Source organism: Brevibacterium sp. CT2-23B, from assembly GCF_013168765.1.
GTDB classification, from domain to species: domain Bacteria; phylum Actinomycetota; class Actinomycetes; order Actinomycetales; family Brevibacteriaceae; genus Brevibacterium; species Brevibacterium sediminis.
Map to the genome: position 1 here is coordinate 338,488 of NZ_JABBYK010000002.1, position 20,196 is coordinate 358,683.

The window sequence follows — 20,196 nt, forward strand, 5'->3', positions numbered from 1 at the left end:
GTCATCGACAGTTCAGCATCATGAACACGAGAATGCGGCCCCGAACCAGGTTCGGGGCCGCATTTCTCATATCCGGACTCATCTCACACGGTCACTGACTTAGCCGGCGTTGCGCGCGACCGCGGCTGCGGTCGGGTGTGCCGCCTCGGCGCATAGTCCGTCGTTCAAGCCTGAGCGCGAATATCGCATTGTGCACCGCACGATAAGCGCGCTCCGCCTTGAACGAACTGATCACCTTCCGCTCGTTCCCGTCGTTCAAGGCGACGCACATCTTTCGAGCTGTGCACCGCGCGATAAGCGCGCTCCGCCTTGAACGGACACTCGCGACGCCGCAACCACAGGAGCCACGGCTGCGGGTGAGCCGCCTCGGCGAGGACGCCGACATCACGAGCGACACACAGCGGATCGACTAAGATCGACTCCGACATTGACGAAAGGATCTCCACTATGTCTCGACTCTTCGGCACCGATGGAGTGCGCGGACTGGCCAATCGCGATATCTCGGCCAAACTCGCGCTCCAGCTCTCGGTCGCAGGTTCACGCGTGCTCAGCCGCGGCTGGACGGGTGAGAAGCGCCCCTTCGCCGTGGTCGGACGTGATACGCGCGTTTCCGGCGAATTCCTCTCCGCCGCACTGAGCGCCGGAATCGCCTCGACGGGAGTCGACGTCCTCGACGCGGGCACGCTGCCGACGCCGGGCATCGCCCAGGTCGTCAAGGACACCGGCGCCGCTTTCGGCGTCGTCATCTCCGCCTCCCACAACCCCATGCCCGACAACGGCATCAAGTTCTTCGCCGCGGGAGGCACGAAGCTCGACGACGCGGTCGAAGACGAGATCCTCGCGATCTTCGATGAGGACTGGGACCGTCCGACCGGCGCGGACGTCGGCCGCATCTCGCGCTACCCGGCCGCTGCAGACGAGTACACCGAACACCTGGTGCGCTGTGTCGACGCCGACAATGTGCGCCCGCTGTCGGGACTCAAAGTCGTCGTCGACTGCGCTCACGGTGCGGCGTCCATCGTCGGACCCGCCGCCCTGCGCCAGGCCGGCGCCGAAGTCATCGTCTCCGCCGCCGAACCCGACGGCTTCAACATCAACGACGGTGTGGGATCGACCCACCTCGGACCGCTGCAGCGCCTCGTCGTCGAGACCCAGTCCGATCTGGGCGTGGCTTTCGACGGTGACGCCGACCGCTGCCTGGCCGTGGACTCCTTGGGGCGGGTCGTCAATGGCGACCAGGTCATGGGCATCCTGGCGATCGGGCTCAAGGAGCTCGGTGAACTGCGCGGCAACACCCTCGTCACGACCGTCATGTCGAACCTGGGTCTGAAGCAGGCGATGGACAAATACGGCATCGATACCGTGCAGACCGCTGTCGGCGACCGGTATGTGCTCGAGCGGATGCTCGCCGACGGGTATGCGCTCGGCGGGGAGCAGTCCGGACACGTGCTCATGCTCGATCACGGCACCACCGGCGACGGAGTGCAGACCGCCCTGCATCTGATGAAGCGGATGGCCGATGCCAAGCGCACCCTGGCCGACCTCGCCGCGGAGATCCCGCAGCTGCCGCAGGCGCTCGTCAACGTCAAGGGCGTGGACAAGAACAACGTCGATCACCCGCAGGTCGCCGCCGAGGTGGCCGCTGTCGAGGCCGAACTCGCCGACACCGGTCGCGTGCTGCTGCGCGCCTCGGGCACGGAGCCGCTCATCCGGGTCATGGTCGAAGCCGCCACCGAGGATGCCGCCTCCGCCCAGGCCGAGCGCCTGGCCGCGTCGGTCAAGGAGCACCTCGCGCTGTAAACGCCGAGCCACCGGCTCCGGCGTGCCTTGCGGGGCGCCCTTCGCTCGATCAAGGGCTCGCTCAGATATGTCGCGGTCTTCCGCAGCATATTCGGGCGGGCCCTTGATCGACGTTGAGAGGCGCAGGGTTTGCCGAGTGCGCAGTGCCGCGCCGATCGCCAGTTTCAGAGGGGCCCTGCCGTGGCGACCGCGGGGCGGAACGACCTTCTGCCGCGGCGTTAGGCAGTCAACTGTGCGCAGTTTGCACAATTTCGGCTCGAAACCGGCAATCTGCGCACACTTGACTCGAGGAAGTCTCTGACCCTGCGGCGTCGGTGCGGGACTCGCACCGAGAGTGGTTCAGCGTCGCGCCCTCAACTCGAGGCGAACTGGGTGGCGTAGAGCTCGGCGTAGCGGCCGCCGCGACCGACCAGCTCCTCGTGAGTGCCCTTCTCGATGATACGACCGGCCTCGACGACGAGGATCGTGTCGGCCTGCCGGATCGTCGACAGACGGTGGGCGATGACCAGAGCTGTCCGCCCGTGCATCGCCTGGGCCAGGGCACGCTGGATCGCGGCCTCATTCGTCGAATCCAACGCCGAGGTGGCCTCATCGAGCACGACGATCTCCGGAGACGCCAGCAGCATCCGGGCGATGGTCAGGCGCTGACGCTCGCCTCCGGAGAGACGGTACCCGCGCTCTCCGACGACGGTGTCCAGTCCATCGGGAAGCGCATCGATGACGCCTTTCAGCTGTGCCCGTTCGATGGCATCGAGCATCTGCTCCTCGGTGGCATCGGGATTGACCAGCGCCAGGTTGGCGCGGATCGACTCGTGGAAGACATGTCCGTCCTGGGTGACGACGCCGACGGCCTCGCGCAGATCGGCGAACGACAGATCGCGAACATCGACTCCGCCGATGGTGATCGTGCCGCCCGTGACGTCGTAGAGCCGCGGCAGCAGCGACGCGATCGTCGACTTTCCCGCACCCGAGGATCCGACGAGGGCAACGGTGTGCCCGGCGGGAATCGTGAAGCTCAGATCGTGGAGAACCTGATCGCCGCCGCGGGTGTCGAGCACGGAGACGTCTTCGAGGCTGGCCAAGCTGACCTGCGAGGCGCTGGGGTAGGCGAAGTCGACGTGATCGAACTGCACATCCAACCCGCCGGCGGGCAGGGCCTTCGGCTGCGACGGCTCCTTGAAGTAGGGCACGAGATCGAGGATCTCGAACACCCGCTGGAACGACACCACTGCGCTCTGGATGTCCAGGCGCGCGTTGGCGAGCATCGTCAGCGGCGTGTAGAGCCTGGTCAGCAGCAGTGCCAGGGTCACGACCTGACCGGCGTTGAGGTTGCCGACGACGGCCTGTGCACCGCCGACGCCGTAGACGAGAGCCAGCGCCAGGGCGGAGACCAGAGTCAGTGAGGACACGAACGTCGACTGCAGCATCGCGACCTTGACCCCGATATCGCGGACCTGGCCGGCGCGGTCGGCGAACTCCTCGTTCTCCTGGCGGGGATTGCCGAAGAGTTTGACCAGGGTGGCACCGGCGGCGGAGAAGCGCTCGGTCATGCGGGTCGACATGTCTGCGGAATTGTTGGCCGCTTCGAACTGCAGGGATGCGAGCTTTCCGCTGAGCATTCGGGTGGGGATGATGAACAGCGGCAGCAGCAGGATCGACAGCACGGTCACCTGCCAGGAGATCGTGACCATGACGCCGACGGTCAGGGCCAGGGAGACGAAGTTCGACACGATGCCGGACAGGGTGTTCGAAAACGCTCTCTGCGCACCGATGACGTCCGTGTTGAGCCGGGAGACCAGGGCGCCGGTGCGAGTGCGATTGAAGAATGCGATCGGCATCGACTGGACGTGATCGTAGACGGCCGTGCGCAGATCGAAGATGAGTCCCTCGCCGATCCGTGAGGACAGGTACCGGTTCGTGATCGAGATGGCCGCATCGGCGATGGCCAACCCGCCGATGGCCACGGCCAGCCATACGACCGTGGACACGGGCCCGCCGCCGGTGATCGCGTTGACGACGTCGCCGGCGAGGACCGGGTTGAGGACGCCGATGCCCGCGGTGAGCACGGACAGCAGCAGGAAGATGATGAGTTTGCGCTTGTGCCGGGTCGCATACCCGGCGATCCGCTTGTAGATGCCCGGTTGGATGCGCGTCTCGGGGGTCTTCTTGCTCTTGACCGAGGAGTACATGAGGTGATGTGCGGATGGCACGCTCATACTGGGTCCCTTTCTGCTGCCGAAACGACCGAGCATGCACGGGGGAGCCCGTGACGGCGCGAGGATCGCTCGCGTCCGGCCGCCGCCGCGGGCGGGTGGCCTGCCGGCGGTGAGTAGTTCAGTGCACACTGTGCAACCGCCAGAGCGGTGAAACTATTTCCTCACCGCCCGGCGACTCCCATCACAGGTACCATCGCAAGCTCGCCGAGGCGGCCCGCCCCGTCCGAGGTCCCAGACCCACCAGCGACTCCCGTCACAGCTTCCGCAGCTGCACCTTCCGGATGGTGTGGTCGGAGGATTTGTGGAGCACGAGATCGGCTCGGCCGCGGCTGGGCTGGACGTTCTCGCGCAGGTTCGGGAAGTTGATGGAGTCCCAGATCTCCGTGGCCAAGGTGATCGCTTCGTCGTCGTCGAGCTGAGAGTAGCGGTGGAAGTAGGAGTCCTCGTCCTGGAACGCGCCGTGCTTGAGTTTGAGGAACCGCGAGATGTACCACTGGCGGATGTCACGGGAGCGCGCATCGACGTAGACGGAGAAGTCGAAGTAGTCGCTGATGGCCAAGCCCACGGTCCCGTCCTGACGGGGGCGGGCGGGTTGGAGGACGTTGAGGCCCTCGACGATGAGGACATCGGGGGAGCGCACGACCACCTCGGCGCCGGGAACGATGTCATAGGTGTGGTGCGAGTACACAGGCGCACGGACCTCGGGGGCCCCGGATTTCACGGCGGAGATGAACTTGAGCAGCTTGCGCCGGTCGTAGGATTCGGGGAATCCCTTCCGCCCGTTGAGGCGGCGACGGTCGAGTTCGGCGTTGGGGTAGAGAAATCCGTCGGTGGTGATGAGCTCGACGCGCGGAGTGTCGGGCCAGCGGGCGAGCAGTTCGCGCAGCACACGTGCCGTCGTCGACTTGCCCACGGCCACCGATCCGGCGACGCCGATGACGAAGGGCGTGCGCTTGGCATCCTGCGGTTCCAGCCCGCGTTCGTGCAGCGGAGAGAAGAACTCCCTGGTCAGGTCATGCTTCGCCCGCCGTGCGGAGACGTAGAGGTTGAGCAGTCGTGACAGGGGCAGATAGACCTGGGCCACCTCGTCGAGGTTGATCCGATCCCCGAGCCCGCGCAGCCGTTCGATATCGCGCTGCTTCAGCGGAAGCGGCGTAGCCTGGGCGAGCGTACCCCACACCTCCCGATCGAACTCCCAGAACGGAGACGTCGTGTCCGGCTCGCTGCGCCGGGCGGTATTGAGGCCGGCGAGCTTGCGCGCACGGTCCAACTGAGGGTCGACATGGCTCATCCCACCATTGTGTCATGCGTCATGTTCGCCACCCGCCCCAGGTCGGCGAAAGCCCCCACCCCCACCGAGGAGCCCCACCCTCACCGAGGTGACCGTTCCGTCTCCGGCCCCGTCAGGTGTGCCCCGACCATCTTCTCCCGCGCCCGCGTGCGCGTGCAGTTCGTCACGTTGACCCGATCGTGACTCGCCGGAATACCCGAGATCGGCTATCAGTGCGTAAAATCTCCCTCATGTGTGGAATCGTTGGCTATGTATCCAAGGCCCCCGTTGACAATGCCGACCACTCGGCGCTCGATGTCGTGCTCGGCGGCCTGAAGAGGCTCGAGTACCGCGGCTACGACTCGGCCGGCGTCGCGCTCGTGACGCCCGAGGGTCAGCTCGCCTCGGCGAAGAAGGCCGGGAAGTTCTCCGCCCTGACCGAGGAGATCGAGGCCAACCCGCTGCCCGCTGCGCAGACCGGAATCGGCCACACCCGCTGGGCCACCCACGGTGGACCCACCGACCTCAACGCCCACCCGCACCTGGCCGACGGCGGCAAGCTCGCGCTCATCCACAACGGGATCATCGAGAACTTCGCCCACCTGAAGAAGGACCTCGTCGCCGAGGGCGTCGAGTTCCTCTCCGAGACCGACACCGAGGTGGCCGCCGCCCAGCTGGCGAAGAACTACAAGGCGACCGGCGACCTCACCGCCGCGATGCGCAAGACCGCCACCGAACTCGAAGGTGCGTTCACCCTGCTCGCCGTCCACGCCGACGCTCCCGGTCAGGTCGTCGCCGCGCGCCGGAACTCACCGCTGGTCATCGGCCTCGGTGAGGGCGAGAACTTCCTCGGCTCCGACGTCGCCGCGTTCATCGACTACACCCGCACAGCCGTCGAGATCGGCCAGGACGAAGTCGTCACCATCACCCCGGAGACGGTTACGATCACGGACACCGAAGGCAACTCCGTCGAGGGCGAGCAGTTCGAGGTCGACTGGGACACCGCCTCGGCGGAGAAGGGCGGCTTCGCGTCCTTCATGGACAAGGAGATCCACGATCAGCCGCAGGCCGTGGCCGATACCCTGCTCGGCCGCCTCGACACCGAGGGCCGCCTGACGCTGGACGAGATGCACATCGATGAGAACGTGCTCAAGTCCGTGGACAAGATCGTCGTCATCGCCTGCGGCACCGCAGCGTACGCCGGTCAGGTCGCGAAGTACGCGATCGAGCACTGGTGCCGCATCCCCACCGAGGTGGAGCTGGCCCACGAATTCCGCTACCGGGATCCGGTGGTCACGGAGAAGACGCTCGTCGTGGCGATCTCGCAGTCCGGGGAGACCATGGACACGATCATGGCCGTCCGCCACGCACGTCAGCAGGGTGCGAAGGTCATCGCGATCTGCAACACCTTCGGCTCGACGATCCCACGCGAATCCGATGCCGCGCTGTACACCCACGCCGGCCCGGAGATCGCCGTGGCCTCGACGAAGGCCTTCCTGTCGCAGGTCGTCGCCTGCTACTTGCTCGGCCTCTACCTCGCCCAGCTGCGGGGCAACAAGTTCCGCGACGAGATCGGCACGATCCTCGCCGAGCTGCAGTCCATCCCTGCGAAGATCCAGCACATCCTCGACGAGACCAAGTCGCAGGTCCTCGCGCTGGCCGACCGCAACCAGGAGGTCGGTTCGGTGCTGTTCCTCGGCCGTCACGTCGGCTACCCGGTGGCGATGGAGGGTGCGCTCAAGCTCAAGGAGCTCGCGTACATCCACGCCGAGGGCTTCGCCGCAGGTGAGCTCAAGCACGGACCGATCGCACTCATCGACGACGGTCAGCTCGTCATCATCGTCGTCCCATCCAAGCGAGGCCGGGATTCGCTGCATGCGAAGGTCATCTCGAACATCCAGGAAGTCCGCGCCCGCGGTGCGAACACCGTCGTCATCGCCGAGGAAGGCGACGAAGAGGTCGATCAGTTCGCCTCCGAGGTCATCTACGTGCCCGAGACGACGACGCTCATGGCGCCGCTGCTGACGACGGTTCCACTGCAGATCTTCGCGATGGAGTTGGCCACGGCCAAGGGCCTCGACGTCGACCAGCCGCGCAACCTCGCGAAGTCGGTCACGGTCGAATGATCCACCTCGGTGCCGGGCACGACAATGGTCGGTCCGGCATCTGAGTCGGTCGGGTATCTGAGGAGGTTCGGTTGTGGCGATTCTAGGGATCGGCACTGACATCGCCGACGTGCCGCGCTTCGCGGAGCACATCGAACGCGTGCCTGAGCTGCTCGACCGCCTGCTCACTCCCGGTGAGCAGCTCAAACGCAACGGCAAACGCCGGACGGATGCCTCCTTGGCGGCGCGATTCTCTGCGAAGGAGGCGCTGAAGAAAGCGATCGGCTTCCCCGGATGGCTGCCGTGGCAGTCCGCCGAGGTGGTTCCCGCCCGGTCCGGTGCGCCGAGTTTCCGTCTGCGCGGGCTCGTGCTCGAGCACTTCCGTGCCATCGGCGGGACGAACATCCACCTGTCGATCACCCACGATGCTCACCTGACGATGACCTTCGTCATCGCCGAGGGCGACGGGCCGTCCCTGAGTCCCGGCATCGACGGGGCCGCGGAGCACTTCACCCATTCGATGTACAAGCGAGTTCTTCGGCCGGAAGACTGAATCCGCGGCAGGAAGACTTACGCTGCAGCTGGGACAATGATTCGATGGACTCAATGACTAGCAATGTGGCGGTAGTGCTCTTCGACGGCTTCGAAGTTCTCGATGTATTCGGCCCCGTCGAACTCTTCAGCCGTCTCCCGGATTCCTTCACCCTCTCCTATGTCGCCGCTCAGCCTGGGCCCGTCCGCAGCGCTCAGGGCATCGAGGTTATCGTCACCGAGTCCTTCGACACAGCGAGCAACCCGGACATCGTCATGGTTCCCGGCGGGATGGGCACCCGGCAGCTGGTCGACGACCGAGCATTCCTCGACCGCCTCGTGAACTGGTCGGCCGGTGCCGAGCTCATCACCTCTGTGTGCACCGGTTCGGCGGTGCTCGCTGCCGCCGGCCTGCTCGACGGGTACCGGGCGACGTCGAACAAGAAGGCTTTCACGTGGGCGTCCGAACACGGCGAGGATGTCACCTGGATACCGCAGGCCAGATGGGTCGAGGACCGGGATCGATGGACCTCATCGGGTGTGGCCGCTGGCATGGACATGACTGCGGCACTCATCACCCATCTCTACGGCGCCGAGGCGGCCGCCACCGTCGCCCGTGAGATCGAGTTGGATATCCACACCGATCCCGATTGGGATCCCTTCGCCGCCCACCACGGGCTGGTCTGAACCGTCGACTTCTTGCACAGTCGAGCATCATCGGGACGCGAGTCTCAGTAGACCAGCATGTGTTCGGCTGAACCCGCACGAATCATGATAGAAAACTTCGAGGTGCGGCTCATAGTCGACATGCACCCATTCGCAGCCGGCGGCTTTGATTTCATGAACGAGAGTCTGGACCAGTCGTTTTCCGATACCACGCCTCTGATGTCCCGGATCAACAATTGTGTCGAGGACGAACGCGTGCACCCCGCCGTCCCAACAGGCGTGGACGAACCCGATCAACTGGTCGTCGGCGAACGCACCGATCCACGTCAGGCTGTGCCGCTTCAGGCGCGCTCCCCACGGTTTCACCTCTCCACCTGAGTGTCCAAACGCTCGTGCATGGAGCGCAGATAGGTGGGCGTCATCAACAGTGAATCGCACACGAAGGTCTATGTCCTGGGCCATGACGATCAGTATGCCGTATCGATCAACATGGTGAGCTTCGCTGAATTCTCTGTCTGCCACCGAGAACCGGGACCCCTGACGCTTCATGAGATCCGTCCATCGCCCACCACCGCGTACGGTTCACGTCCGATGGAGGTGAATGTATTCGCAAGGAACTGTTATATGGCCTGGTTGAGTCGCTCCCGATCTGGGAGAATAGATTTATGGAATCCGCCGTGGTACTCGACACTGACGCAATCAGGAGCGCTTGCGAAAGATTCGGTGTGGAACGGCTTCGCATTTTCGGGTCCGTGCTCACGGATCGGTTCAATCCGGAGACGAGCGACATCGACTTCCTCGTCACTTTTCGACCGGAACGGGACAATCTATTCCACGACTACTTCGATCTGAAGGCTGAGCTGGAGCGGATCGTCGGACGGCGAGTCGATCTGGTCATGGAACGCTCGGTGAAGAACCCCTTCTTCAAAGCGGCCGCGTTCGAGAGTGCGCGGGATGTCTATGCAGCGTAAGACAGGTGCGCATCTCTGGGATGCCGCTGAAGCGGCTAAGCTGGTCCGTGAGTTTCCTGGCGGCAAGACCGAAGAGGAATTCATTTCCGATCTCGTCGTTCGCTCAGCGATCGAGCGCCAACTGGAGATTTTGGGGGGAGGCGCTGAAGCGCCTCCGCAGAGACGATGCCGACACCGCTGCTCGTGTGCCCGGACTCGAACGAATCGTTGGGCTGCGGAACGTCCTTGCCCATGAATACGGTGACATCAACTACGAAATACTTTGGTTGGCGACCACAACCGAAATCCCCGGCCTGATCACGATCCTCAATGAGCCCGTCGATGAGGCCAGAGACGCTACAGGACTGTAGCGGCTCCATTGCGAAGACTGCTGATCGATCACTGCCGCCGGAAGAATCACGCGTAGGGCGCGGATTTCTAGGAAGGCTGATCGGTCTCAATCCGCCTGCGCCTGGTGGGTAATAGACTCAAGGCATGAGTTCACTTCCCAACGACACCGACAACACCGCCGCTGCCGACCTCGCCGCCCCCACGATCCCGACCCCCGTCGAGGCGGTCGCCACCCAGGTGCACCTGCCCACTTCCGATGACGCGAACGACATCGCCCCCGGTCTGGTCACCCTGCGCCGTGCCCTGCACGAGAACGTCGAGGTCGGACTCGACCTGCCGGTGACGCAGAAGCTCGTCCTCGACGCCATCGAAGGCCTCGACGTCGAGGTCACAACAGGGGAGCGGCTGTCGTCGATCGTCGTCGTCCTGCGCGGCGGTGCCCGCAGGGAGGACTCGACCGGAGTCGTACCTGCCGTGCTCCTGCGCGGGGATATGGACGGACTGCCCGTCGCCGAGGCGACCGGATTCGACTTCGCGGCCACCTCGGGGAGGATGCACGCCTGCGGTCACGACCTGCACACCGCCGGGCTCGTCGGCGCACTCAAACTCCTCCACCGCGACCGCGACTCCTTGCCCGGCGATGTCGTGTTCATGTTCCAGCCCGGTGAAGAAGGATTCGACGGGGCCGGGAAGATGATCGATGAAGGCGTCCTCGACGCCGCGGGTCCCCGCGTCAAAGCCGCCTTCGGCATCCACGTCTCCGCCGACGCCGACCTCGGGGTCGCCAGCTCCCGCCCCGGTCCGTACATGGCGGCGTTTTCGAAGATGACGATCACCGTGAACGGCAAGGGCACGCACGCCTCCCGCCCGGCCACCGGCAAGGACCCCATCCAGGTCGGTGCGATGCTCGTGGGCCAGCTGCAGGAGTACGTCACCCGCCGCTTCGACATCTTCGACCCGCTCGTGATCACCGTCGGCCAGTTCAACGGCGGCACCGCTCCCAACGTCGTCCCCGACTTCGCGACCTTGGTCGTCAGTGTGCGCACGTTCTCGGAAGCTGTGACCTCCCGCGCCGAGGCGGAGCTGCCTCAGCTTGTCCGTGACCTCGTCGCCGCCCACGGTCTGACCGCCGACGTCGAGTACGAGCAGATCCTGCCGCCGACGATCAACGACGACGCCGAAGCCGAGTTCTTCCTCTCCACCTTCACCGACCTCTTCGGCGAGGAACGGACCGTGCGCAAGGCGAATCCGCTGCCCGGTTCCGAGGACTTCTCCCGTGTGCTCGACGCCGTGCCCGGAGCCTATGGACACTTCGGAGTCGCCCTGCCGAATCTGCCGGTCGAAGAACGCGAAGCCAATCATTCCCCTCGCGCCCGCCACAGCGACGACGGTCTCGCCGACCAGGCTCTGTTCCTCGCTCATCTGGCCGGGCGCCGGCTGGCGCAGCTGTCCGAGGGATGATCCGCCCGACCCCTGGCCTGGATGGTGGAAAAGGCATACGGTGCAGGGATAAGTCCCGTGCAGGGCGACGTCGTATCAGGAGCAGAGTTGTGAAGAGGAACAGTCGATGAGCATGTTCGCCTACCCGAGTGAAACCATCAGGGAGGCCGAGAATCCGCTGCTCGAAGCCGGCATCCCGCTCATGGCCAGGGCCGCCCGAGCACTGGCGAACAGTGCGGCCGCCATGCTGAAGGCCGACCACGGACAGGTCACCGGCACCCGCGTGAGCGTACTGGCCGGGCCCGGCAACAACGCCGGGGACGCACTCTTCGCCGCGGCGACTCTGGGAAGGCGCGGTGCCGCCGTCACGGTCATCACCCTCTTCGATCGCACTCACGACGATGGACTGGCCGCGGCACACAGCGCCGGTGCGCAGGTCATCGCGTTCACCTCGGCCGAGTCCGATGCGGCCCGGGCCGACGCTCTGCGGGAGCTCTCCCGGGCCGATCTCGTCCTCGACGGCATCCTCGGCACGGGCGGTCGGCGCGGACTGCCTGACCACATCTCCTCACTTACCGCCGATTGGGCCCCGCACCGGACCGGCCGCCTCATCGCCGTCGACGTCCCCTCCGACCTCGACCCGAACCACACCGGGGCAGAGAAAAGACTCCACGCCGACCGCACTGTGACCTTCGGTGGACTCAAGGCCGAACTCATCGATCCGCGTGTGGACGAGTTCATCGGAACCATCGACGTCATCGATATAGGCCTCGGCCTCGACCCCCGCTCGGCCGCCGCGGAGCTGCTCGATCACGATGATCTCGTCACCGGATTCCCGCGCCCCGATGAGACCGGGCACAAGTACTCCCGCGGTGTCACCGGGGTCCTCGCCGGCTCCGAGGACTACCCCGGCGCGGGCGTGCTCACCACCACCTCGGCGGTGAACACCGGAGCAGGGATGGTCCGCTATCTCGGCTCCCCGCTCGTCGCCGAATACGTCCTCGGCCTCCACCCCGAGGTCGTCAACGCCTCCGGACGCATCGACTCCGTCGTCCTCGGCCCGGGCGACCCCGAACCCGAATTCGTGCAGGGCGTCGCCGAGGCGCTGGCCGGCAACCGCACACCGGTCGTCGTCGACGCAGGCGGCCTCGACATGATCGCCCGCGCCGAATCGATGGCAGGCACCTGGCTGGCCGACCGCCCGCTCATCATCACCCCGCACGCCGCCGAGCTGGCGCGGCTGCTCAGCCGCCTCCTCGGCGAGATCATCACCGCCGGTCGGATCGGGGCGAACCCGATGCGATGGGCGCGGCGAGCCGCGGAGCTGAGCGGAGCGATCGTCCTGCTCAAAGGCCATCACACGGTCATCGCCGCCCCCGACGGACACGTCGTTCTGCCCGCGCCGGGGCCGGGCACCCTCGCCACGGCGGGCTCCGGGGACGTGCTCGCCGGGATCCTCGGCACGCTCGCCGCGATCACCGCCGCCCACGGCCGCTATGACAGTGACGATCGGACGCGTCCACCCCGCGAGTGGGCTCGCCTGGTCGGACTCGGAGTGCTGCTGCACAACGAGGCCGGCCAGCGCGCGGTGACCGCGTCCGGGCTCGCCGATGCCCTCGCTGAGGTGGTCGGCGAACTCATCCACGGCACCGACTGAATCTGCTCATTTACTTCAGTGGATGAGGATCTGCGTCTTCGTCGAGCCCTCCCACTTCATCGCCTTGACGAGACTGGACTCGTACATCGACACACAGCCGGCGGTCTTCATCGACTCCGTGTTCGCATGGAGGAAGATCGCCGATCCCTTCCCCGGTGTGCGAGCCTCGTTGTAGCCGATGACCTGGGCATACTTGTACGGCTTCGGCTGGTAGAGGGATTCGCCCTTGTACCCTTCGGACTTCCGCTGCATCGTGTTGTAGCCCTCGGCCTTCGTCGCGTCACCGTCGACCCAGACATGATCGCGGGTGACCTTCGTCCACGGCTTGCCCAGCCCGGGATTCGCCGAGGTGCCGAAGCCATCGCGCATCCAGAACACACCCTTCGGGGTCTTGCCGTCACCTTCCCGTTTGTTCGAGGTGATGCCGTTATAGCCGAGGCGGGCCTTGAACGGGCCGCTGTCGCGGACGTACCGGTCGCCGGATTTCTTGCACAGGTAGATATCGGCGGTGATCGTCGACCGCTGCTTGACCTCTATGGCCTTCGCGGCCGTCACCGAGCTGTTCGCCTCGACGCCGGTGCAGTACTTCGCGGCCGCCTCGGCGGGACCGGTCTGTCCGATCACGGTGAGGCCCGCCGCGAACAGGACAGCCGTAATCACCATTGCGAGGATGCGGGCTGGTGTGGTGTGCATGATGTCTCCTTCTTCATCGAATGGCTCGTCGAGCCGGTCTTCGCCGAACACGTCGTCGGCTGCACCTGCGACACCGGCGCCAGAGCCGAATGTCGCGGGGGATCAGCGTAACGAAGGTGCTGGTCGACGGGGGTCGGCGGTAGTCTTATCCAGTGACATCTTTCGACATCCCCGAGGCTCTCGTACGGGCCGAGATCGACGAGACAACCCTGTGCGACAACGCCGCCGTCCTTGCCGATCGGCTATCACCCGCCCGCCTCAAATGCGTCGTCAAAGCCAACGCCTACGGCCACGGCATCGACCTCGTCGCACCCGCTCTCTTCTCGGCCGGGTGGCGCGAGTTCTGTGTGGCCACGATCCCCGAGGCCCTTCGTCTGCGCAGCCTGCTCGGCCCCGAAGCGCAGATCCTCGCCTGGCTCTACGGGCCGACCACCGACCTCGACGAGGCGGTGCGCGCCGGCATCGAACTGGGAATTTCGACGGTGGGCGCCCTCGACCGGCTCGCCGAGGCGGCCCGCCGCGCCGGCGTCACCGCCCGAGCCCACCTCAAGATCGACACCGGACTCGGCCGCAACGGTCTGTCCCCGGAAGCACTCGTCCGTGCCTTCGACTGGCTGCGCCGCCACGCCGAAGACAGCCACACCGACGACTCCAAGACACGCGATGCCGGAGCCGATATCCGCATCGTCGGAATCATGAGCCACTTCGCCGTCGCCGACGAACCCGAACGCCCCGAGACCGCAGCGCAGAGCGCGGTCTTCTCCTCCGCCCACGGGCAGCTTCGGGCCGTGCTCGACGCCGCGGACGGCCGCCTCGGCGAATCGGATGACCTGGATGTGCACATCGCGAACTCACCGGGAGCGCTCACCCTGGGACCGTGCCCGGGCACCTCGGCGAGGGTGGGGCTCGCCCTCTACGGTCTGTCCCCGCTCGAAGACGGGGATCCGGCGGCTCTCGGGCTCCGCCCGGTCATGCGGCTGACCTCCAGCGTCATCAATCTCAAGGACATTCCCGCAGGTCACGGCGCCTCCTACGGGCTGACGTTCACCGCCGCGACCGACACCCGGTTCGCGCTCGTGCCCGGTGGGTACGGGGACGGACTGCCGCGGGCAGCCTCGAACCGCGCCGAGGTGGCCATCCGGGATCGTCGTTACCCCGTCGTCGGGCGTATCGCCATGGATCAGATGATCATCGACATCGGTGCCGGCAACGATGAGGTGGCCATCGGCGACGAGGTCGTCATCTTCGGTCCCGGTGGGCCGAGCGCGGCCGAATGGGGGACCTGGGCGAACACGATCAACTACGAGATCGTCACCCAGCTCAGCGCCCGGGTCGACCGGGTCGCCCGGAAGGGAGACGGGCGATGAGGGTCCATCTCGAATCCTTGGAGCAGATGCGCACGTTCGCTGCGGTCCTGGCCGACCATCTGCGCGCCGGTGATCTGCTCATCCTCACGGGCAACCTCGGAGCGGGGAAGACGACGTTCACGCAGTCGCTGGGCAAAGCCCTCGACGTGGCCGGGCGGATCACGTCGCCGACGTTCGTCATCGCCCGCGAACACCCGTCGCGCTCTGGCGGACCCGCCCTCGTCCACGTCGACGCGTATCGGTTGGCCGACGGGGAGGAGCTCGAAGATCTCGACCTCGACTCCGAACTCGACGAGTCGATCACGGTCGTCGAATGGGGAGCCGGCCTGGCCGAGCAGCTCAGCAGCGATCACCTCGACATCACCATCACCCCGGTGTGGGATGAAGCCGCGGGGGACGATGACTCGGTCGGTGTGGACGACGAGGACGAGGTGGAGGACGAACGACGCACCGTCGACCTCACCGGCCGCGGGGATGCATGGATCGAACGCATGCCGGCGGTTGAAGCCGCTGTCTCGGCGCTGGCAGGCGTGCGAGTCGACGACCCGGCCTCTGCAGATCTGCCTGCCGAGGACTTCGCGGATGAGGGAGACGAATCATGATCGTTCTGGCCATCGACACCTCGCAGTCGGCCTCTGTGGCCCTCGTGGATACGGACACCGGTTCGGTCATCGCCGCTCAACAGGCCGATGACCAACGTCGACACGTTGAGTTCATCGGTCCTGCGCTCGCCGGCGTGCTCGCCGAGGATGCCCAACCCGAACTCGTCGTCGTCGGCATCGGACCCGGACCCTTCACCGGTCTGCGGGTGGGCATCGCCTCCGGAATCGCCGTCGGTCAGGCTCGTGGGATTCCCGTCAAGGGACTGCTGTCCCAAGCCGCGATCGTCGAAGAGTTCGTCCGCAGGGCAGAAGGCTCCCCAGCACTTGCGTCGGAGGTCGCGTCGCCCGCCGCGACCGAATCCGTTCGCCCCGTCCTCATCGCTTCGGACGCCCGCCGCAAAGAGGTCTACTTCAGCGTCTACGACTCCGCCGACGCCAGACTGAACGCCGGGCCGTTCGTGGCCAAACCGGCCGAGGTTGCTTCAGTTCTCGCCGACAACGGCTACCGGCTCGATACGATCGATCAGAAGCTCGGCCGCGGATTCCTCCTCTATCCGGACGTCCTCGGAGCGTCGACCTCTGAGTCGATCACCGATCCTCGTGCCGAATATCTTGCCTTCGCGGCGGCACGGGAACTCGCCGCCGGTCGAGACCTTGCCGACCCGATCCCCGAATACCTGCGCGAACCCGATGCGAAAGCAACCCCGGTACGCGAGAGCTCATTGAAATGACCTCCACGACCATCGCCGAGCTTCCCTGGTGGGACCTCGCCGAGGTGGCCGACCACGATGCGGCGATCTTCGGACCCACAGCCTGGACGCTCGGCTACTACTGGTCGGTCAAGGCGCAGAACGGCACGGTCATGCTCGCCGCCAGGACCGCCTCGGCGGGGGAAACGGATGTGGACGGCACAGCCACGGATAGTGAGTTCACCGCCTCGGCGGGGGAGTTGGCAGGGTGGATCGTCATGTCGGGCGCCGGTGCGGAAGCCGACGTGATGACGATCGCCACCACCGAGGCTGCGCGCGGCACAGGGATCGGACGTGCCCTGCTGCAGGCGGGAATCGATTGGGCGAAGGAACGCGGTTCCGAGGTCGTCCACCTCGAGGTCGACGAACGCAATGCTGCGGCGCTGGGGATGTACGCATCCTTCGGGTTCGAGGAATGGGGGCGGCGCCCGGACTACTATCCGGGCGCCGCGGGAATTATCATGCGTCTGCGGATCGGCGACTGATCCTTCTCAAGTCGCGCCCTAGGCGACGGGAACCGCACGGTTATCGGTCGCCTCGGTGAGGTCGACGAGCAGCGCTCCATTGAGTCGGAACGCTTCCATCGTCTCGTCGACGACGATCTGCTCGTCACCGCCGGTTGCCGCAACCTGGTCGAGGAGTCGGCGGTAGGCGTCCTTGTACGGCTTCGTCTTGCCGAGCTCGGCGAAATCCCACATCGTCAGCGAGGTCGCCGGCAGACTGTAGTGCCGGCCCATGAGGGTGCCGATCGCCTGACCGCCGGAGAGGTCGCCGAGGTAGCGCGTGTAGTGGTGGGCGATGACCTGCTCGGCGCGGTCGAGTCCCGCCAGGTGCGCGGCATAGGCGGTGGCGCTGGGCATGACAGGCAGTTCGGTGCCGTCGAGCGCGGCCAGGTCGGCGGCGATGCGGTCGGCCCGGAACAGATGGGCGTCGAAGAACGGCGCGAAGACAGGATAGTCGGCGAACTCCCGTGACTTCGACTCGAGCACGCCGTAGATGACGTCGTACTGCTTGAGCAGCAGGGCGTAGGCCCTTGCGTCGAGCCGTCCTTCCATGAGGTCGACCATGAACGTGGTGTGTTCGACCTCGTCGTGGATGGTGGCGGTGCTGGCCTTGAGGCGAGCGGAGAACGGTTCAGACATGATGTTTCCTCATTGAGAGATCGTCGATCCGAATGACGGTTCGCGATAGTGGGACTATGGGGGTGAGTCCGTCCCGGTTCGGAACTCTCGTGCCGAACCGGGACGGACTCGCTGGCTCACTACAGAACTTGTCTGAGGCCAGTCTAGCGCTTGCGCATCCGCGAGAACATAACAGAACCTGCGCCGAGGATGAGAAGACCGATCGCGATCGGCAGAGTCATCAGCTCGGCACCGGTACGCGGGAGGTTTCCTCCGTCGGAGCTGCCCGACTCGGAGCCGCCTGTCGACGAACCTTCGGATCCGGCAGAGGACGAACCTGCTGCGCCGGAGCCGTCGGACGCACCGCCTGAGGCGCTCGAGCCGCCGTCGGAACCGGCTTCGGCTCCGTCGGTCGCACCGTCGTCACCGGATCCGGCGGCGTCGGCTGACCCGCCGTCCGAGCTGCCTTCGCTGCCGGCGTCGTCATCGGCGGCTTCGTCTTCGGTCACCGTGACGGTGAACTCGGCAGGGTCGGACGGAACACCGTCGACCGTGGCGATTGCCGAGTAGGCGTACGTGCCCTTGGCACTCGGGGCCTTGGCGGAGAAGTTGCCCTCAGCGTCGGCAGTCACCGTGACGTTGTCCTCGGACGGGACCTTCGCGGCGAAGGCCTTGATCTGGCTGTCCGCGTTCTTCTCGACCACGGGGGTCCAGGCAAGATTCACCTCGGCGTTCGGGGCGGTCTTGCCCTTGACGAGACGGTCCTCGCCGACTGTCTGGTCTGCGACGACCGGCTTGGCAGGCTTGTCTTCGTCACCGTCGGAACCGCCGTCGGAGTCATCACCGTCGGCAGCGCCTCCGGCATCCGAGTCGGAACCGTCGGCCGATCCGTCTGCTGCGGCGCCGGCCTTCGACCCGTCGGCTTCGCCTTCGGCTGCATCGGCCGTACCGTCGTCACCGGCTTCAGCGGCATCCGACGCCCCGTCTTCCGCACCCTCGGCTGCATCGGCTGAACCATTGTCGTCGGACTCGGCACCGTCGGCTTCGCCTTCGGTCGCATCGGCTGCGCCCTTGTCGTCGGCTTCACCTTCGGCAGCGTCGGCTGCACCGTCGTCACCGGCTTCAGCACCGTCGGCGCCCGTGTCTGCGGTGCCGTTATCGTCGGCTTCGCCTTCGGCCGCATCGGCTGCGCCCTTGTCATCGGCTTCGCCCTCGGCGGCGTCGGCTGCACCGTCGTCACCGGCTTCGGCTCCGTCGGTCGCGCCGTCGTCAGCTGCATCATCTGCATCGTCGTCACTGGGGAACAGGGCGTTCTTCTGCTCGTCGGTCAGTTCGATGGGTTCGCGATAGAGCTCGGCATCTCCGGTGGGCAGGCCGTGGGCGACCCAGGTCAGCACGTCGTAGTCCTTCGACTCGTCGAGGTCGACGGTCTTTGCGGTGACATCGACGTCGATCTTGCCGTCCTTGATCTGCGGCGGCATCACGTACTGCACAGCGGTCGTGTTGCCGGCGGTGACATCTTTGCTGGCGAGGTCACGATCAACGATGGCGGCATACGCGCCTGCCGACGGTTTGCCGAGGCTGGAATCGGGGAGATTGTCGTAGCCATCGCCTGTGACGTTGACGGTGAGGCCGTCCTCGGCGCTTGCGGACTTCACGGAGTGTGACGTCGAGACGTCGGGGGCTGGGGCCTGAGCTGTGTACTCGACAGTGAGCGGATTCGTCTTCTTCCGCGGCTGGATCGAGGTGCTCGCTCCGGCGGTGGTGTACCAGTAGGAGTCCTGACCGGTCTCGACGTTGAAGTCGATCCAGTCCTGCGGCATGGCGCCCCACCAGGACTCGTTCTCAGACGACTTCGGCGACTGCAGGTTGCGGCCGTCGGTGGCAGTCTCCACGCCGAGGTAGTCAGGGGTGAACTCGAAGCCCGAGTCGGTGACATCGACCTCGCCCTGCTGGATTTCGACGATATCGCCGTCACGCGCATCGAGCTTCTTCCAGATGCTCAGATCGTCCATATCGGCACCGAACCCGGAGTAGGTTCCGGTGATGTTGCCCTTGCCGTTCTTGACCTCGAGCTTCGGATCCGAGATCGTCCAGTAGGTCATTCCGCCGTAGTACGCGAACGACCAGGAGCCCTCCCACTGGATGGAGGCATTGTCGTTGTCGGGATCGACCGTTCCGGTGCCGTTCTTGATCTCTACGTGGTCACCTGTGTGGTTGTTCGGCGCTTCGGCGTTGATCTTGCCGTTGACCTTGTTGCCCTCACCATCGGTGCAGCGGCTGTCGAAGTCCGACAGTTCGCCATTCGTCTTGACGATCGAGGTGTTCCCATCGGTGAACTTCCCCGCGTCATCGACGGAATAGATCGATCCTGCGTCCTTGGCGGTCCAGATGCGAGCCATGCCCGTGTCTCCGGCTTCACCCGCTGCGAGGAAGTTGCACCCACCGAAGTAGGCGCCGCCGGTGGACTCGTTGTTGACCGACCAGCTGAACACAGCATCGTCAACGGTCTTGTCGACCGCTCCGAATGCCGGGGCGCTCATGCTCATCCCCAGCAGTCCGGTGGCGGCTGCAATCGCCGCTCCGGCCGCCAGCGGCGAAGTCAAGCGTCGTGCCTTCGCGGCACGTGCGCGTGCACTCTTGTGCGTCATAGATTCTCCTCATTTTCAACGTCGCAC

Annotated in this window: 18 protein-coding genes; 12 read left to right on the plus strand and 6 right to left on the minus strand. The window is 65.7% G+C overall.

Features of this window, described 5'->3' with window-relative positions; genetic code table 11:
- Positions 1-447 precede the first annotated feature (447 nt).
- Positions 448-1,800: a phosphoglucosamine mutase gene (gene glmM, locus HIM68_RS06630; protein ID WP_172170808.1), complete on the plus strand. Its 1,353-nt coding sequence runs from the start codon at positions 448-450 to the stop codon at positions 1,798-1,800.
- Positions 1,801-2,153: 353 nt separating this feature from the next.
- On the opposite strand, the gene HIM68_RS06635 is transcribed toward glmM, so the two are convergent.
- Together HIM68_RS06635 and coaA are read right to left on the minus strand one after the other, a co-directional pair.
- Positions 2,154-4,016, minus strand: coding sequence for an ABC transporter ATP-binding protein (locus HIM68_RS06635; RefSeq protein ID WP_172170810.1), 1,863 nt, complete (start codon positions 4,014-4,016; stop codon positions 2,154-2,156).
- A gap of 253 nt (positions 4,017-4,269) precedes the next feature.
- Positions 4,270-5,307 carry a type I pantothenate kinase gene (gene coaA / locus HIM68_RS06640; protein WP_025779539.1) on the minus strand — a complete coding sequence of 346 codons (1,038 nt, stop codon included), beginning with the start codon at positions 5,305-5,307 and terminating at the stop codon, positions 4,270-4,272.
- A 230-nt stretch (positions 5,308-5,537) separates the two neighbouring features.
- Between coaA and glmS the strand changes: the two genes are divergently transcribed.
- The 3 genes from glmS (at position 5,538) to HIM68_RS06655 (ending at position 8,609) form a co-directional block, all read left to right on the plus strand.
- The gene (gene glmS / locus HIM68_RS06645; RefSeq protein ID WP_172170812.1) at positions 5,538-7,412 is read left to right on the plus strand and encodes a glutamine--fructose-6-phosphate transaminase (isomerizing); all 1,875 of its coding nucleotides are present in this window, start codon (positions 5,538-5,540) and stop codon (positions 7,410-7,412) included.
- A gap of 73 nt (positions 7,413-7,485) precedes the next feature.
- On the plus strand, positions 7,486-7,944 hold the full coding sequence (locus HIM68_RS06650) for a holo-ACP synthase (protein ID WP_139908697.1): 459 nt from the start codon (positions 7,486-7,488) through the stop codon (positions 7,942-7,944).
- A gap of 44 nt (positions 7,945-7,988) precedes the next feature.
- Entirely contained in the window at positions 7,989-8,609 is a 621-nt protein-coding gene (locus tag HIM68_RS06655) for a DJ-1/PfpI family protein (RefSeq protein ID WP_229664269.1), read from the plus strand.
- A 27-nt stretch (positions 8,610-8,636) separates the two neighbouring features.
- Here the strand turns inward: HIM68_RS06655 and HIM68_RS06660 are convergent, their stop codons facing one another.
- A complete protein-coding gene (locus HIM68_RS06660; protein ID WP_367647461.1) occupies positions 8,637-9,137 on the minus strand; it encodes a GNAT family N-acetyltransferase in 501 nt (166 codons plus the stop codon).
- 116 nt (positions 9,138-9,253) lie between these two features.
- On the opposite strand from HIM68_RS06660, the gene HIM68_RS06665 reads away from it, so the two are divergent.
- From HIM68_RS06665 to HIM68_RS06680, 4 genes are all read left to right on the plus strand, one after another.
- Positions 9,254-9,559, plus strand: a complete 306-nt coding sequence (locus HIM68_RS06665; protein ID WP_139908696.1) for a nucleotidyltransferase family protein — start codon at positions 9,254-9,256, stop codon at positions 9,557-9,559.
- A gap of 20 nt (positions 9,560-9,579) precedes the next feature.
- Entirely contained in the window at positions 9,580-9,909 is a 330-nt protein-coding gene (locus tag HIM68_RS19315) for a DUF86 domain-containing protein (RefSeq protein ID WP_367647481.1), read from the plus strand.
- A 124-nt stretch (positions 9,910-10,033) separates the two neighbouring features.
- A complete protein-coding gene (locus HIM68_RS06675; RefSeq protein ID WP_172170816.1) occupies positions 10,034-11,350 on the plus strand; it encodes a M20 family metallopeptidase in 1,317 nt (438 codons plus the stop codon).
- 106 nt (positions 11,351-11,456) lie between these two features.
- The gene (locus HIM68_RS06680; RefSeq protein ID WP_172170818.1) at positions 11,457-12,986 is read left to right on the plus strand and encodes a bifunctional ADP-dependent NAD(P)H-hydrate dehydratase/NAD(P)H-hydrate epimerase; all 1,530 of its coding nucleotides are present in this window, start codon (positions 11,457-11,459) and stop codon (positions 12,984-12,986) included.
- A gap of 15 nt (positions 12,987-13,001) precedes the next feature.
- Here the strand turns inward: HIM68_RS06680 and HIM68_RS06685 are convergent, their stop codons facing one another.
- The gene (locus HIM68_RS06685) at positions 13,002-13,679 is read right to left on the minus strand and encodes a hypothetical protein (RefSeq protein WP_172170820.1); all 678 of its coding nucleotides are present in this window, start codon (positions 13,677-13,679) and stop codon (positions 13,002-13,004) included.
- A 152-nt stretch (positions 13,680-13,831) separates the two neighbouring features.
- Here HIM68_RS06685 and alr point away from each other — a divergent pair, with 152 nt between their 5' ends.
- From alr to HIM68_RS06705, 4 genes are read left to right on the plus strand one after another with little or no spacing between them, the layout of a single operon-like run.
- Positions 13,832-15,046, plus strand: a complete 1,215-nt coding sequence (alr, locus tag HIM68_RS06690; protein WP_172170822.1) for an alanine racemase — start codon at positions 13,832-13,834, stop codon at positions 15,044-15,046.
- On the plus strand, positions 15,043-15,648 hold the full coding sequence (gene tsaE, locus HIM68_RS06695; RefSeq protein WP_172170824.1) for a tRNA (adenosine(37)-N6)-threonylcarbamoyltransferase complex ATPase subunit type 1 TsaE: 606 nt from the start codon (positions 15,043-15,045) through the stop codon (positions 15,646-15,648). Before alr ends, tsaE begins: the two co-directional genes overlap by 4 nt.
- Complete coding sequence (tsaB, locus tag HIM68_RS06700; RefSeq protein ID WP_172170826.1) at positions 15,645-16,379, plus strand: tRNA (adenosine(37)-N6)-threonylcarbamoyltransferase complex dimerization subunit type 1 TsaB; 735 nt, start codon at positions 15,645-15,647, stop codon at positions 16,377-16,379. Before tsaE ends, tsaB begins: the two co-directional genes overlap by 4 nt.
- A complete protein-coding gene (locus tag HIM68_RS06705) occupies positions 16,376-16,882 on the plus strand; it encodes an N-acetyltransferase (protein ID WP_172170828.1) in 507 nt (168 codons plus the stop codon). The genes tsaB and HIM68_RS06705 overlap by 4 nt, the downstream gene beginning before the upstream one ends.
- A gap of 18 nt (positions 16,883-16,900) precedes the next feature.
- Here HIM68_RS06705 and HIM68_RS06710 read toward each other — a convergent pair whose 3' ends face one another.
- Positions 16,901-17,539 (minus strand): heme oxygenase (biliverdin-producing), encoded by a 639-nt coding sequence (locus HIM68_RS06710; RefSeq protein ID WP_172170830.1) that lies wholly within the window; start codon positions 17,537-17,539, stop codon positions 16,901-16,903.
- Positions 17,540-17,682: 143 nt separating this feature from the next.
- Positions 17,683-20,169: an HtaA domain-containing protein gene (locus HIM68_RS06715; protein ID WP_172170832.1), complete on the minus strand. Its 2,487-nt coding sequence runs from the start codon at positions 20,167-20,169 to the stop codon at positions 17,683-17,685.
- Positions 20,170-20,196 lie beyond the last annotated feature (27 nt).